Origin of the sequence: Neptuniibacter sp. QD29_5, from assembly GCF_047778125.1 — a bacterium.
Lineage (GTDB): Bacteria > Pseudomonadota > Gammaproteobacteria > Pseudomonadales > Balneatricaceae > Neptuniibacter.
Genome location: NZ_CP180556.1, coordinates 1276635 through 1292572 on the forward strand (window position 1 = coordinate 1276635; position 15938 = coordinate 1292572).

Below are 15938 nucleotides of genomic sequence, written 5' to 3' on the forward strand. Positions count from 1 at the left end.
TCGAATTAAGACTAACAATTTTTATTACCCTTGATCCAGATTCTTGTTTTAATTTGTTTTTTAATAATCCTTCATAAAATCGAATTGTTGACTATATTTAAGTTACTTAAGGATATAGAGTAGTGGTATTACCAATTGAAATATTGGTCATACCTTTGACTGTTTGTTTTAGTGAGATGGTTAGGCGCAGTAACATTTATGAAGGAAAACGTAGTTCCGCAAGCAGGTATCCCGCCCATGGCAATCGTTGATATGACAGATCAATCGATGTTAATTCAGGTTTTTGATCGCATTGTCCTGCCAACCTTTGTGCTTGATAAAGACCACAGGATCATTTATTGGAACTCTGCTCTTGAAGCCATTAGTGGTTTAAGCAGAGAAGAAATGATTGGTACCAAAGATCAGTGGAGGCCTTTCTACTCCTCTGCTCGCCCTTGTCTAGCAGACCTGATACTTGAGGGTGGTAAAGACGAAGACGTTAAGCATTATTATATGAATAAGTGCCAGCGCTCTGAGTTGATCGAAGGTGCGTTTGAGGCTGAAGATTTTTTCCCAGACTGCGGTGCTGATGGTGAGTGGCTGCAGTTTACAGCGTCTAGCATTGTTGATACTGATGGCGAGCTCATCGGCGCTATCGAAACTTTCCAAAACATCAGTGGACGAAAAAAAGCTGAGTTCGAACTGCTAGAGCGGGAACGCATCTATAAAGAACTCAGTATTACCGACAGCTTGACCGGTCTTCATAACTCACGACATTTTTATGATCAGATGGAAAATGCGTTGGAAACTGCCCGCCGTTACCATCATGGTTTCACCTTATGCTTTTTCGATCTGGATGATTTTAAAAAGCTCAATGACTCCCATGGTCACTTAATGGGCGATAAAGTGCTCGAAACCTTTGGAGCTTTGGTTCGTTCCTCTTTACGTACACTCGATAGTGGCTATCGCTATGGTGGAGAAGAGTTTGCGATCTTGTTGCCTTCGACCGATGTTGATGGTGCTGAAACTGTAGCTGAAAGGGTACGCGAGAGTTTACAGAACTATCAATTTATCTTGTCTAATGGTGAAACCATACGTTGCAGTGTCAGTATAGGTGTCACTGCTTATACCGTGGGTGACAGTGTACAGAGTTTGATGCAGCGTGCTGATAATGCGCTTTATAAAGCAAAAGAGCAGGGTAAAAACTGTATTGTCACAGTTTAGCTTTTCACAACCGCTTCTCTATGTAATCATCTGCCTCCGTAACTTGGAGGCAGTATGAAGAGTTTTCTTTTTTCTACAGATAATGATCGTGGTGGCGTAATTTTGTGTGATTTGGACACCTTGCCAGAAGCGGTCGACTATTTGAAACAACGCTTCAAAGGGGTTGTTCGAGTAGAGCAGGGCCGAGACTATTGGTCCGAGGAAGAAGGCTTTGCAAGTTTGCCTGCACCAACTGAAGAAGATAACCCTCAAAGCAGTGGCTGATGGCTTTTAAAAGGCAATGGCTAAAGGCTTTTCCCTAAGCAGTAGCTGATGGCTTTCTCAAGGCAGTGGCTGAAGGCTCTTCTGTTACCCTATCTATTCAAGTTAATCTCAGCGTTCCACAATAATTAGTAACTGACATTAAAAGTCCAGTTCAGTAAAGTAGATAGCTCTATTTACCAACCCTCGTTGGTGAGCAATTTTTACTGCATCAGGGCACGGATGTTTCAGGTTTATCACTCCAACTCGATATTGGTCCTTAAGGATCTCTTAGTTGAATTAATTCGACGCGACCCGATCGCGGACCCCTTCATCTCAGAGCAAATTCTGGTACAAAGCCCAGGTATGGCGCAGTGGCTCAAACTTGAGTTGGCTCAGGCGTCAGGGATCGCTGCATCCATTGATTTTCCCTTGCCTGCATCGTTTCTATGGAAAAGCTTCTCTAATGTTTTAGATGATGTTCCTGAGCGCTCTGCCTTTACCAAGGAAGCCATGGCTTGGAAGTTGATGTTGGTGTTACCAGATCTGCTGACACAATCGGAATTCCACCCGCTGCAAACCTATTTGGCAGACGATGAAGAGGATTACCGCCTCTATCAGTTGTGCAATAAAATTGCTGATATCTTCGACCAATATTTGGTTTATCGCCCCGATTGGATCGCTGATTGGGAGCAAGGTGGAAATCTGGCTGCTGCCCGTCACAGCTGGCAGCCTGTCCTATGGCGATCATTAACCGATTACACTCTTTCGTTAGAGCAATCCCATTGGCATAGGGCCAATATGTTTGGCGATTTTGTAAAACTGCTTCGTCAATGCCCTAACCTGAAGCAGTTACCGCCACGCCTGTTTGTCTTTGGTATTTCAGCGCTGCCGCAAAATTATATCCAGGCGCTACAAGCCTTAGGTGAGCAAGTTGATGTGCATCTGATGATTATGAACCCTTGTCGCTACTACTGGGGAGATATTCTAGATGCTGCTCAGATCGCGCGAGTTAACCGTCGCTGGTTTGGCAAGCCCGAGCTAGAGATGAGCGAGTATGCCCAAGGAAACCCGCTTTTGGCGTCTATGGGCAAGCTGGGGCGAGATTATATCTATCAGCTGCAAGATAACGCGGTTGAAGAGATCGATGTTTTTGCTGAACCGGAAAGACACTGTTTATTGAATAGCATCCAGCAGGATATTTTGGATTTAGATAACCCGACCTCATTTCCTGAAGATCCAAGTCATAGCGAAACAAAACATAGCGTTGATGAGCAAGACCGCTCGATAGTGTTGCATAGCTGTCATAGCCCGCTGCGTGAAGTCGAGGTTTTACATGATCAGCTGTTAGCAAAATTTGAGGAAGACCCTGAGCTCAAACCTCGCGATATTATTGTGATGATGCCGGATGTGGCAGCTTACGCGCCTTATATCGAAGCGGTGTTCTCCAATGCACCTTCTGAGCGTTATATCCCATTTTCTATATCGGATCGAAGTAATCGTCAGGAAAACCCTCTGTTACTTAGCTTTGAGAAAGTACTCAAGCTAAATAGCAGCCGTTTTACCGTATCTGATGTTTTAGAGTTACTGGAAGTACCCGCGATCTTGCGTCGATTTGGTTTGGATGATGATAGCTTCCTACGTCTTCGTTACTGGGTTGATCAAGTCAATATCCGCTGGGGACTGGATGCTGAACAACGCAGTGTTTGGGAGCTACCGCTATTTGAACAGAACAGTTGGCGCTTTGGTTTGCGCCGTATGCTCGCGGGTTATGCATTAGGTGAACAAACGGCGTATTGGCAAGAGATAGCGCCCTACACTGAAGTGGAGGGGCTTGAAGCTGAATTACTTGGCAAACTTGCTGATTTTATTGATCTGTTGGAAGAAGCGAAAACCTACTTCAGCCAGTCGCTCTGTTTAGATGAATGGGTTGCGGTCATTAACCAGTTGTTGGAAGCGTTTTATCTTGCCGATGAGCAAGATGAGATCGCTTTGAACTCTATTCGCCAGACGTTACAAAATCTGCAAGAACAGCTATCAGATGCTGAATTTAATCAGCCGTTATCCTCTTTAGTGATCACCGATTATCTGTTGAACGGGATGAACCAGCAACGCTCATCCCAACGCTTTATGATTGGTGCGGTTAACTTCTGTACCTTGATGCCGATGCGTTCGATCCCTTTTAAAGTGGTTTGCTTGCTTGGCATGAATGATGGCGCGTACCCGCGGAGTATTCCTCCGGTAGGTTTTGATTTGATGACCGACTATCCGCGCAGAGGTGATCGTTCCCGTAGAGATGATGACCGTTATCTATTCCTAGAAGCGATGTTATCTGCCCAAGAGCAGCTTTATATCAGTTTTGTTGGGCGCTCTATTCGCGATAACAACCCTAAAATACCTTCGGTTTTGGTCAGTGAACTACTCGATTACATCGAACAGGGTTATACCTATGCTGCCGATGCCAGCCTGCCGTATACCGATAGTGGGAAAAAGCTGCGGCAGTCGTTGATCCAGCAGCATCCGTTAGTTGCTTTTAGCCCTCAGTACTTTGCGGAGCACTCGCAGTTGTTTAGTTATGCTGCTCAATGGTTACCCGCTGCTGGGGCTGATACTAAGCCTCTGCTGAAATTTATCAATCAGCCGTTGGAAAACGAAACGCTAGCCGAATTAGAACTCTCCGATCTAATTCGCTTTTTGAAGAGCCCGTGCCGCAGCTTCTTTAATCAGCGGTTGAAAGTGTATTTCAGTCAGAGCGAGATCGAAGCGCAGGACGAAGAGCCGTTCGCGCTGGATAACTTGGAATCTTATCTGATCAAGCAGCGTTATCTGGATACGGCGTTAGCAGAGCAATCGTTAGATCAATTGGATCAAACGGTATTGGCCGAGGGTATTCTACCGGTCGCTCAGGCGGGCGAGTTAACACTGCAGAAAATACGTCATGACAGCGAAGAACTTGTCGAGAAAATAAGGCCTTTATGCGAAGGTACCCCTGAGCGAGTTGAAGTGAATTTGGATCTGGACGGTGTGCGTTTACAAGGCTGGATTGACCATTGCTATCCAGATCACCTGTTGCGCTATAGACCAGCGCAAGTAAATGCGCGGGATCGCTTATCTACCTGGGTCGAGCATCTAGTTCTGTGTGCATTAAACGCTCGCAAAAACACGATCTACCGCGGTTTGTCTGGTAAGGCGTTCTATCGTCAAGTTGAATCTACAGAAGCGCGTCGATTGTTAACCGAGCTGGTGGCGTTTTATCAGCAGGGGATGACGATGCCGCAAGCGTTTGATGCTTCATTGGCTCATGATTATTTTGCGCAACGGGCCAAAGATCCTGATAAGGCTTTGCAAAGCTTAGAAAAACGCTTTTACGGCGATAGTTTCAGCATTGGGGTTTTAGACGACCCTTATGCGCGTCGGGCATTCCCCGATTTTAATCAATACACCGAACAATTTATTCCTTTAGCAGAAGCAGTGTACGAGCCGCTGCTAGCCTATGTAGAGGAGGGGAAAGATGACTAGTGTACTTCCGCTAGAACCGTTTACTTTTCCTCTGAAAGGGCAGCAGCTCATAGAAGCCAGCGCTGGTACCGGTAAGACCTACACGATTACCGCTTTGTATCTGCGTTTGTTGTTAGGCCAAGGGGATATCAGTGATAAACCATTAGGACCTGATCAGATCTTGGTTGTGACCTTTACCGAGGCCGCGACAGAGGAGCTGCGAGATCGTATCCGCAGTCGAATAGTCGATGCGCGAAATGCTTTTTTGTTACCAGATGTCAGTGATCCGTTTTTAGATCAGCTAAAGCAAAATACAGCAGATCATGAACAGGCGATCAAACTGCTAGAACAAGCAATTCGGCAGATGGATGAAGCTGCAATCTTTACCATCCATGGTTTCTGTCAACGGATGCTTAAACAACATGCGTTTGAAAGCGGTTCGTTATTTGAGAGTGAACTAACCCAAGACGATCAGAGCTTGATTCGAAGCGCGGCGATCGATTTCTGGCGCAATACCATCTATCCATTATCAGGCCCGCTCAGTAGTTTGGTAATGCGGTATTGGTCGAGCCCCGAATCACTGATGATGGAAATACGTGGTTTGTTAAGCCGCAGTGTTCGGGTAACGCCAGATTTATCTGATCAAGATCTAGCAGAGGCTTATGATGCAAGGTTAGAAGCGCTGAATGAGTTCAAGCAAGCATGGCTACAAAATGAAGATGATCTGGTTACGCTGGTTCAAAGCTCAGGGGTAAACAAGCGCAGTTATACCAAAGCAAATCTACCGAAATGGATTGCCCAGATCGATGATTATGCGGCATCAGAACAACTGGAGCCGAATAAAAAGCTGGTTACAACGCTACAGAAATTCACCTCTTCAGTGTTGCAAGAGAAAACGCCAGAAGGTGCTGAATTCCCTCAGCATTATCTGTTTGAGCAGTTAGAAACTCTGTTAGAGGGGGCAGTTCCGGTTAAAGAGATACTGCTGAGTCGTGCATTAAAAGAGGTTCGACAGCGTTTAGCCCGAGCTAAAAAACAGTATCAAGTGCAAACCTTTGATGACTTGCTGATCGACCTTCATCAAGCGTTGTATAGCAACAGCGGTGAAAGCTTAGCCGGTGCTATTTGTGATCAGTTTCCGGTCGCAATGATTGATGAGTTCCAAGATACTGACCCACTGCAGTACGGCATCTTTTCAACGCTGTACAAAGATGTAAATCGACATGCCTTGATCATGATTGGTGACCCGAAACAGGCGATCTATGCCTTTCGTGGTGCCGACATCTTTACTTATATTCAGGCCCGTCGCCAAGTACCGCAGACCTTTACCTTAGAGACTAACTGGCGTTCGACCACGTCAATGGTTGAAGGGGTAAACCATCTTTTCCAATCGGCTGATTCTGCTTTTATCTACGATGAAGATATTCCATTTATACCCGTTAAAGCAGCGGATAAAGCTGGTAAACGCTTAAAGATTCAAAACGTCGAGCCTCCCGCTTTAACCTTATGGCATCAAGAAAGTGATGAGCCGCTGAATAATGCACAGTATTTAGCGACTTATGCTCAAGCTACGGCTTCTGAAATCGACCGTTTATTGTCTGGTAATACGCTGATTGGAGATCGAAAATTACAAGGCTCTGATATCGCAGTGCTGGTTCGAGATCGTTTTGAAGCGGAAGAGATCCGTCGAGCATTGGCCGTTTATGAACACCCTTGTGTTTATTTGAGTAACAAAGATTCAGTTTTCAAATCTCAAGAAGCTATTGAACTCTCTTTGCTGTTAACAGCCATTGAAAATCCGCTGAATGATCGGGCGCTGAAAGCTGCTTTAGCAACAGAGTTTATGCAGCTCGATATGCATGATCTTGATCGGCTGAATCATGATGAATTAGGTTGGGAGAAGGTGATCACTGAATTTAGTGATTATCGTGAAATATGGCTGCGCTTAGGTGTGTTGCCGATGTTAAGCCGACTGATTCATCAACGTAATCTAGCTGCAATGACGCTTGAGCAGGTATCCGGAGAGCGTCGCTTAACTAACATGCTGCATCTGGCAGAACTTCTGCAACAAGCGAGCGCTGAAAGAGAAGGTGTCGCTGGATTGATCCGTTGGTTTAACGAGCAGATTTCACAGCCTTCTGGCGGTGGTGACGAGCAGATTTTACGCTTAGAAAGTGAGCGAAATCTGGTAACCATTGTGACCGTGCATAAATCTAAGGGTTTGGAATATCCAGTCGTCTTCTTGCCTTTTGCTTGCCGTTTTAAAGAACAGAAAAGTGCTTTTTATCATGATGAATCAGGCGAAGCTGTTTTAGATCTTAAGGCTGAACCGGAAGCGCTGAAAGAAGCGGATAAAGAACGATTAGCTGAGGAGCTACGTCTACTCTATGTAGCGCTTACCCGTGCAGTTTATAGCTGCTATATCGGTATCAGTCATATCAAGATCGGTAATAGTAAAAAGTCCCGATTGATCGATAGCGCTTTAGGGTTTCTTCTTCTGCAATCGGGGATAGAGTTGGATGAAGCCTTACAAACACTCGAGCAGCCTGCTGCTATTCAAGTCTTGACGCCGCCAAATTATGGCTCTCAGAAAGATCTATTTGCGGTTGAGGAAGAGCAAACGGCGCAGCTAGAAGCACGAAATTTTCAGCGAAAAATCGACCGCGATTGGCGTGTCAGTAGTTACTCTGCGCTGAGTACACATCAGGCTAGTCATATACCTGAACTTCCAGGGCTTGATCTGGAAGTGGCTGCGGAAGGGCAGGAACAGGTCGAAGAAGTCATACCTGACGAAGACAATATCTTTACTTTCCCAAGAGGAGCGAATGCCGGCACCTTCCTGCATAGCGTCTTTGAAGAGATCAGCTTCGCGCGATATCAGCAGGTCATGCTGGAATCGGATGAGTATCGAACTCAACTTCACGATCAGCTGCAAGTCGCTGGCTACGAAGAGCGTTGGCAGTGTGTGATCGAAAAGCTGATAGAAGACGTTCTTGCAACGGATCTTAATGGGCAAGGGCTGCGCTTAAACCAGATCAACGATGAAGACCGGCTGGTGGAGATGGAGTTTATGCTCAGCGCAGAACATATCACGGTAGGGCGTTTAGAGTCTCTGATTCGTCGATACGATCCTCTAGCGGCTAAGGCTAAACCGCTCTCTTTTGAGCCTTTAAGAGGCCTGCTAAAAGGCTTTATTGATCTGCTCTTCCGCGATGGCGAGAAGTACTATGTCTTGGATTACAAATCTAACCACTTAGGTTACGAGGCTTCCAGTTATACCCAAGAGGCGATAAAAGAATCGATGATTGATCATCGCTATGACCTGCAATATCTGCTGTACACGCTCGCGGTGCATCGATTACTTAAGCAACGTATTCCAGATTACGATTATGAGCGGCATTTTGGCGGTGTTTATTACTTATTCCTTCGTGGGATGGACGGTGAAAGCACCAATGGGGTGTTCCATGATAAACCGGATATTGAGTTGATTGAAAAGTTGGACCTTATGTTTGCCGGGGAGGTGGTTGATGTCTAATGCATACCTACCCCAGCTGAAACAGTGGTCACAAGAAGGGATCATTCGTTCTGTCGATTATCAACTTGCAGCGTTCGTTGCTGAGAAAAAGCCTGATGATTCAGCATTACCGCTACTTGCTGCTTTGGTTAGCTTTGAGTTGGCCTCGGGTAACGTGTGTCTGCCTTTAGATAGGTTGATTTCACCAAAAGGCTATTGGTCGGATGAGATAGTGGCTCTAGTCGAACCTGTCGATTGGAAGGCCCTAAAGCCTGATGCTCGTCTGTTGATGGTGGGGACTAATGGATCGCTAGAAAGTGCGCTTCTGGTTTTAGATCAGGGGCGTTTCTATCTTCATCGATATTGGCAATATGAGATCCAAGTCGCTAAGCAGTTGAGCAAACGTACTGTACCAGTTGATGTGGATCTGCCTTTGTTGGGTGATCATCTTGCGCAACTTTTCCCAAAACAAAACGAAGAGGTAGACTGGCAGAAGGTAGCGACAGCGGTCGCGATTCAAAAACGTTTCTCAGTAATTAGTGGTGGTCCGGGAACAGGTAAAACCACAACGGTTATTAAACTGTTGGTTCTGTATATTCAGCAGATGCAGGCTAAAGGCGTAGATATCAATATCCGCTTAGCTGCACCTACGGGTAAGGCCGCAGCGCGTCTGGCTGAATCGATAAACTCTGCGAAGCAGAAATTAGCATTACCCGCCGAACTTGCTGCACTCGTGCCTTCGGAAGCCAGCACACTTCATCGTTTATTGGGTGTGATTCCGAATCAGATAGGTTTTCGTCACCACGGGGATAATCCGCTGCACTTAGACCTGTTGGTGTTGGATGAGGCATCGATGGTTGATCTACCGATGATGGCGCGTCTATTGGATGCGCTGCCTGAGCATGCACGACTAATTCTACTGGGAGATAGAGATCAGCTAGCGTCGGTAGAAGCGGGGAATGTCTTAGGCGATATCTGTAGTTGGCCGGGAGAATTGGATTACAGTACTAATCAACAACAGGTATTAACCCAGTTAGGTGCATTTCCTCAGGCCCAATCGTCCGGCTCAGTTCAATCTTTTTCAGATTGTTTGGCGCTTCTACGTAAAAGCTATCGCTTTGATGATAAAAGTGGCATCGGCTATATGGCGAAAGCGGTTAATTCGGGCACTGTTGAGCATGTTAAGCGGGTGATGGCTAAGGGTTTTGAAGATATCAATAATCATTACCTAACTCGTGACAGTTACGAAGAGATGATCAATCAGGTTGTTTCTTTTTACAGTGAACTGTTTAGTCATGTGAATCCTGAGGCTTCACCCAAATACTTATTGGATCGTTTAGGTGAATTTCAGCTGCTGTGCGCGCGTCGTGAAGGAGTCTATGGCGTAGCTGGTCTGAATGAGCGTATTCAGCAAGAGCTACGAAGCCGGGGCTATATTAAAGGCTCTGATACCTGGTTTGCTGGCCGACCGATTATGATCACCCGCAATGATCCTGCACTGAAATTGTTTAATGGTGATATCGGGATTGTACTTGCCGATGATAGCGGAAAGCTAAAAGTGTGGTTTGAATTGGATGGCGAGCTACGTAGTGTGCTACCGAGTCGCTTGCCTGAACATCAAACTGTGTTTGCGATGACAGTACATAAAAGCCAAGGCTCAGAGTTTGATACCGTTGCGTTTATTTTACCGCCGGACGACAGTCCTTTGCTGACGCGAGAGCTTTTGTATACGGGGATTACCCGAGCACGTAAAACCTTGCACCTATATGCGACTAAAGCGGCCTTATTTGCTTCTACACAGCGGAAAACGGAAAGATCGGGTGGTTTAGCTGTGAGGTTATGGGGCGGTAGATAAAAATAAAGCCTGATCAGGTGATGTACCCAAGTCAGGCTCTTATCTATATCACAGCGGTAATGGATTAACGGCGACGACGCGCTGGATGCTGTGGGTGTTGCTCATTCTCAATACGAATCGGTTGTACACGTGGCGTGCTGTTTCCTAAGGAATACAAGAAAACTACGCCTGCTGCGATGGCAACCAATGTAGCAAATGTCATCATAACTCACTCCTAACTGGTGAAAGACCAGTACAACTGTCTAGCAGTATAACTCAATAAACAGGCTTATCATTATTTAGCGGCTAATATGGAAAAAATCTTAGCCGTTGTCCTAATACCTAAACAGTTATATGGGCATCAGGGAGTAATTTAAACCCCCTGCGCGTTTAAATAAGCTTCTAGCTCAGTGAAACCGCCAATATGTTCTTGGCCGCAGAATACTTGAGGCACGGTAGTCACTGGTTTGCCCACTGTTTGTTCTAGATCTGCTTTGCTGATGCCTTCCTGATGTATATCGATATAACGGAAATCAAGCTGTTTAATTTCACAAATCTGTTTTGCGCGGGAACAAAACCCACAACCTTCACGACCAAAAATAATAATACGTTTCATCTGTCTTCCTCCGTTTAAGTGATGTGTTAATTGAAACAGAGGCGGCTGATTGATCCCAATTGGATCTGTTTATCCATTCGATTGGTTCTTTTTATGGAACATCTTAAAAAGAGCTATATGAGCAAAGGTATGGCTTTTTGTAGGGCTTGAAGATCGTTAATATGTGTTGTGAATACTATTGTGCGCCGCACAAATATAGCTGAAAAGGCGTGATTTCGGGGGATAGGCGGTTTGTCCCCAATCTTTGTGGATAACCTTGTAAACAACTCTTATCGAACTTCGTTAAAGGTAGATAAAACCTTGCGATTAACGGATTGTTTAAAAAATAACCAATTGTTTATCTATATGATTTAAAAGGATTTTTAGTCGGATTTCTATAGGAAAAGTTGTTTTTGAGTGGCCAATCAGCTATTGCGTTTAAAGTTACAGGGCTGTAATTGATGTCAATAGAAAAGACGAAATAATTTAGATTTTTTATTGATCAAAGTCCTATTTTTAACAATAAAAAACCGGAGCTCAAACTCCGGTTTTTGTATTTTAAGGTTTCGTGATTAGAACCATTCATCCTTACGCTTTTTACGCTTAGGGAAGTAAGGAAGGATCAAACCGAGAAATACACCACCTAGAGCAACTAGGCCTCCGTGTGTAAACCAGCGCATCAGATTACTTTCATCGCTTGATTCGATCTTAAAGTTCAAATCTTTTATCGATGCTTTTAGTTGTTCAACCTCTGCGTTCAACGTTTGATTATCTTTCTTTAGCGCATCAGACTCTTGTTGAAGAGTTTCAATCTGTTGAGCTTGCTCTGTTACAGTTGTTTGGCTTTTTTCTAAGCTGCTTTGAAGCTTAGGCAAGCGCACTGACATACTATCGCCTCGATCTACTGCAGAAGGCTCTACCCAGCCAATACGGCCTTGAGGCATACGAATCTGGACGTATTTAGTTTTTGGGTCCCGCTTAAGGATATTTACCGCGGATCCACTTTTAATACGGGTAATGATTCGATACTCATTACTTGGGCCGTTATGCACGTAGACCATTGCATCGTCTGCAATATGGCCTTTTTCCGCTTGAGCAGATACAGAAAATAGTAAGAGAGAAGTCAGTAATAACTTTTTCATTGATACATTTGTTCGAACGCTAGAATTTGGCATATTGTACGGATTAAACTGATTGCTTAACAGGTTGTTTTTAGGGTTATTCTGATTTCATTTTTCTAAATTAGAATAAATAGTGCAGAATGTCCGGAAGCGAGACAGCCTCAGCAGCCTGTTTGGCTGTTGTTCAGATTTGTTTTGATTAAATTCGTTCACTTTTTTTAAGATCTTTCTCAGGGGAACCTTAATGGATAACTTCTTTGATGCTTACGTATTTCCATGGATTGTGGATATTGCGCTTGCACTGGCTATCTTCTTCATTGGTCGTTGGGTCGTAAAGCAGGTAATCAAACTGCTTGAGCGTGTACTACGTAAAGCCAAAGTTGAAGATATGTTGGTAAACTTTATCTCCTCAATTGCGAGTGTAGCGTTACTACTATTCGTAATTGTTGCCTCTCTAAACCAGATAGGTGTCGATACAACATCGCTTATTGCATTGTTGGGTGCTGCTGGTTTAGCGATCGGTCTATCTTTACAGGATTCACTGAAGAACTTTGCAGCGGGGGTAATGCTTGTCATCTTTAAGCCATTCCGTGAAGGCGACTTCGTAGAAGCGGCGGGTGTTGCAGGTGTTGTTGAGCATATCCAGATTTTCAACACAATCATGCGTACTGGCGATAACCGTGAAGTAATTATTCCGAATGGTTCCATTTACAGCGGTGTAATCACAAACTACTCAGCTCGTGATACGCGCCGTGTAGATATGGTATTTGGTATTGGTTACGACGATGACCTGCGTAAAGCAAAAGAGATTCTGAATGATATCATTGCTGCAGATGAGCGTATTTTGAAAGATCCTGCGCCAGTTGTTGCTGTATCTGAACTAGCTGACAGTAGCGTAAACTTTGTTGTTCGTCCTTGGGTTAACTCTGCTGATTACTGGGCAGTGCTATGGGATACAACTGAAACTGTTAAATTGCGTTTTGACGAGGAAGGTATCAGTATTCCTTTCCCTCAGATGGATGTCCATCTTCATAAAGAAGAGCAAACGTAAGCTGCTTTGTACTTCTAAAAAAAGAGCCTGATTTACCAGGCTCTTTTTTTGTCTGGTTTATAGCGTTACTCGGAATGCTCAGCTTCTGAAGAGTAGCCACCGTCTGATCGATCTCGCAGAATCTTCTTAAGTTCATTCCTTAATTGCGCATTATCCTGCTTAGATTTTTGCGCTTCGAGTCGATATTTAAAGATCTCTTCATAACGCGCTTCTAGCTTAACTTCCATGTTACTAATCGTTTTTTGCTGCGTTGCGAGCTGATCTTCTAAGTCATCAATCTGGGTTTGTAGGTCTTCGATTAAGCCATAGCCAGACTGACTATCGTCGCTACCTGCAGCGTTCTCTTTCTCGGTGGATTGTAGCTCAGTGACTATATGGCTATAGAGTGCTTTAAGGTCAGCTTCTTCGCGACTGTTATAGCGGATCGTATTCTCAATCGCTTTATGGGCACTGGCTGCACCGATCGAACCAGCTAGGACGTGCTCAACCATTCGATGGAATTCTACCAGTTCAATAATGGTAATCTGCAGCTTATCAATAACCTGTAGATCTTCAGCTATGGTACGAACTTCTTTCTCGGCCTTATCTTCATGGAGGTAGTTTGAAAGTAGACTGTGCGCCTCTTCAAGTTTAGGTTGAAGCGAGATATAAGAATCTAATCCTGTTGGTCTTGCACGACGCGAATGGGAGGAGTTCATCGCACTGATAAATTCAGTGGTTAGATTTCTTTCGCTTTTATTAGGGCTAAAGATAATTGAGCCAATAATGTAGCTGCCAATATTAAAAATAAGTGACCAGAACACCGCATGGCTCACAGGGTGCAGCCCGTCTAAACCAAACAATGCTTCTGGGCGCAGGGCTGTAATATTCCAGGGGCCTTGAACTAACAGTGCCTCTGTAAACCAGCCATGTTTGATGAAGGTTGGAATAAGCAGGCAGTAAGTCCAGATAATAAAACCAGTCAGAAGTCCTAAGAAGGCACCAAGGCTATTACCTTTCTTCCAGAACATGCCGCCAAACAGAGCTGGCGCAAACTGCAGAACTGCCACGAAAGAGAGCAGACCGATAGCTGCAAGAATGTAAGAATCCGCAAACTCTTTAGCAAACCAAAGGCTGCCTAGAAGAATCAAAGACACCATTGCCCAGCGAAGCTGAAGAAGGTAGCTACGTAATGGTTGTAACGCAGGGATTCTCTCTAATGTCGGCAAAATAAGATGATTGGATGCCATGGTCGAGAGGGTCATCGTTGTGATGATGATCATACCTGTAGCTGCAGAGAAACCACCAATAAAGGCCAAGATAGTCAGGCTTTCACTACCAGCTTGTTGTGGCAGAAGTAATACGAAAAAGTCCGCGTTTTCGGCGGGCATCCCCATTAATAATCCAGCTGCTGCGATAGGTACAACAAAGATGTTGATACCTATCATATAAGCAGGGAAGAGCCACATAGCGGTCTTAATGTGGTTTTTGTTGGAGTTCTCAACCACTGAAACGTGGAATTGGCGCGGTAGCGTATGAATCGCAGCGAAGCTTAAGATCAGAAGAGTGATCCACATTACACCGCTGTTTTCACCGTGGTTCATGCTAACTAGATGTTCTAAACCAGCGGTTTGTATACGACTGTAGATATCGCCAAAGCCATCAAACAGTGTGTAAGTTACAAAGAAACCAACGGCGATAAAGGCAATAATTTTAACGATACATTCTGCTACCAGCGCTGCGATCATACCTTGGTGGCGCTCAGTTGGATCTAGACGTCTGACCCCAAAGATAATGGTGAAGCAGATCATAAAGATAGTCACCATCCAGCCCGATAGATCAAATGCAGAGCCTGTTTGTGGGGTGTCGGTGATGATTGAGAAAGAGCTGATGATCGCTTTTAGCTGTAGGGATATATAAGGGACTATGCCGATTAAAGCGATGATAGTAACGAGGGCTGCGATTTTCTGAGAGCGGTTATAACGGGTGGAGATAAAGTCGGCAATACTGGTTATGCGGAAGGTTTCTTTAGCTTGCACCATCCGTCTGAGCGAATACCACCAGAAACAGATACCAATTAATGCTCCTCCGTAGATACTGAAAAAGAGAAGCCCCGAATTCGAAGCAAATCCAACGCTGCCATAGAAGGTCCAAGAGGTATGGTAAACCGCTAGCGAGAGGGCATAAATCCAGGGATTTCCTGCACTCTGCTCACCCTTATTTTTAATCCTCTTTTCTACCAGCTGCGCGATAGCAAATAGGATGCCCATGTAAACGGTAACGTACAGAATAACTGACAGCGGTGTGAACATAATATCCAGCTTATTCCTAGGGGTTAGATTCTTATCTTAAACCCTATAGATGCTTCGCTGAAAGGTGTCAAAGGAAATAACTTACTGATACCTAATCAAAAAGCTCTAATTCAACAATAAAATATAGGGCTGTGGTTTAGGTTTATAAGAAAAAACTGTTATTTGCCGGAGGATGAATCTTGCTCGGAGTGATAGTCGCAGCAGTTTTTAGGCATAGGTACAGGGTCATAACCACCGTCGTTGTACGGGTGGCATTTGCTAAGTCGTTTCAATCCTAGCCATACGCCTTTAAAAGGCCCGTGGAGTTTAATCGCCTCAATCATGTAGCTTGAGCAGGTTGGATGAAAACGACAACGAGGGCCGATAACAGGGCTGATAAGGTATCGGTAGATATTTACCAATCCAATTAGTAGTGAGCTAAGGCAGCGCTTTAAGAAGGAAAGCATTAGGCGATACGTTTTATGAACAGCTTTTATGAAAAAAATACCGGGTAAGAAAGGGCTTACCCGGTTATATATCCGGGGAGGATTAAAACAATATGTGATCTTTAGCACCACTAAAAAATGAAAAGAGGTTAAAAATCACAGAGAG

11 protein-coding genes are annotated in these 15938 nt (G+C 44.6%); 6 read left to right on the forward strand and 5 right to left on the reverse strand.

Annotated elements, in window-relative coordinates; genetic code table 11:
* The first annotated feature begins 198 nt into the window (after positions 1-198).
* The 5 genes from ACMXYR_RS05820 (at position 199) to recD (ending at position 10310) form a co-directional block, all read left to right on the forward strand.
* Positions 199-1203, forward strand: a complete 1005-nt coding sequence (locus ACMXYR_RS05820) for a diguanylate cyclase (protein ID WP_415903254.1) — start codon at positions 199-201, stop codon at positions 1201-1203.
* Between the two features lie 54 nt (positions 1204-1257).
* On the forward strand, positions 1258-1467 hold the full coding sequence (locus tag ACMXYR_RS05825) for a hypothetical protein (protein ID WP_415881711.1): 210 nt from the start codon (positions 1258-1260) through the stop codon (positions 1465-1467).
* 219 nt (positions 1468-1686) lie between these two features.
* On the forward strand, positions 1687-4962 hold the full coding sequence (gene recC / locus ACMXYR_RS05830; protein WP_415903255.1) for an exodeoxyribonuclease V subunit gamma: 3276 nt from the start codon (positions 1687-1689) through the stop codon (positions 4960-4962).
* Positions 4955-8476 (forward strand): exodeoxyribonuclease V subunit beta, encoded by a 3522-nt coding sequence (recB, locus tag ACMXYR_RS05835; RefSeq protein WP_415903256.1) that lies wholly within the window; start codon positions 4955-4957, stop codon positions 8474-8476. The genes recC and recB overlap by 8 nt, the downstream gene beginning before the upstream one ends.
* Positions 8469-10310: an exodeoxyribonuclease V subunit alpha gene (gene recD / locus ACMXYR_RS05840; protein WP_415903257.1), complete on the forward strand. Its 1842-nt coding sequence runs from the start codon at positions 8469-8471 to the stop codon at positions 10308-10310. The genes recB and recD overlap by 8 nt, the downstream gene beginning before the upstream one ends.
* Before the next feature lie 64 nt (positions 10311-10374).
* Here recD and ACMXYR_RS05845 read toward each other — a convergent pair whose 3' ends face one another.
* The 3 genes from ACMXYR_RS05845 to ACMXYR_RS05855 form a co-directional block, all read right to left on the reverse strand.
* Positions 10375-10515, reverse strand: a complete 141-nt coding sequence (locus ACMXYR_RS05845) for a hypothetical protein (RefSeq protein ID WP_415881707.1) — start codon at positions 10513-10515, stop codon at positions 10375-10377.
* 147 nt (positions 10516-10662) lie between these two features.
* Positions 10663-10905, reverse strand: coding sequence for a GrxA family glutaredoxin (locus ACMXYR_RS05850; protein ID WP_415903258.1), 243 nt, complete (start codon positions 10903-10905; stop codon positions 10663-10665).
* 551 nt (positions 10906-11456) lie between these two features.
* Positions 11457-12026 carry a TIGR04211 family SH3 domain-containing protein gene (locus ACMXYR_RS05855; protein WP_415903259.1) on the reverse strand — a complete coding sequence of 190 codons (570 nt, stop codon included), beginning with the start codon at positions 12024-12026 and terminating at the stop codon, positions 11457-11459.
* A 223-nt stretch (positions 12027-12249) separates the two neighbouring features.
* Between ACMXYR_RS05855 and ACMXYR_RS05860 the strand changes: the two genes are divergently transcribed.
* Positions 12250-13056 carry a mechanosensitive ion channel family protein gene (locus tag ACMXYR_RS05860; protein ID WP_415903260.1) on the forward strand — a complete coding sequence of 269 codons (807 nt, stop codon included), beginning with the start codon at positions 12250-12252 and terminating at the stop codon, positions 13054-13056.
* Between the two features lie 65 nt (positions 13057-13121).
* Here ACMXYR_RS05860 and ACMXYR_RS05865 read toward each other — a convergent pair whose 3' ends face one another.
* Together ACMXYR_RS05865 and yidD are read right to left on the reverse strand one after the other, a co-directional pair.
* Positions 13122-15347, reverse strand: coding sequence for a hypothetical protein (locus ACMXYR_RS05865; RefSeq protein WP_415903261.1), 2226 nt, complete (start codon positions 15345-15347; stop codon positions 13122-13124).
* Between the two features lie 158 nt (positions 15348-15505).
* Complete coding sequence (yidD, locus tag ACMXYR_RS05870) at positions 15506-15793, reverse strand: membrane protein insertion efficiency factor YidD (RefSeq protein WP_415903262.1); 288 nt, start codon at positions 15791-15793, stop codon at positions 15506-15508.
* Positions 15794-15938 lie beyond the last annotated feature (145 nt).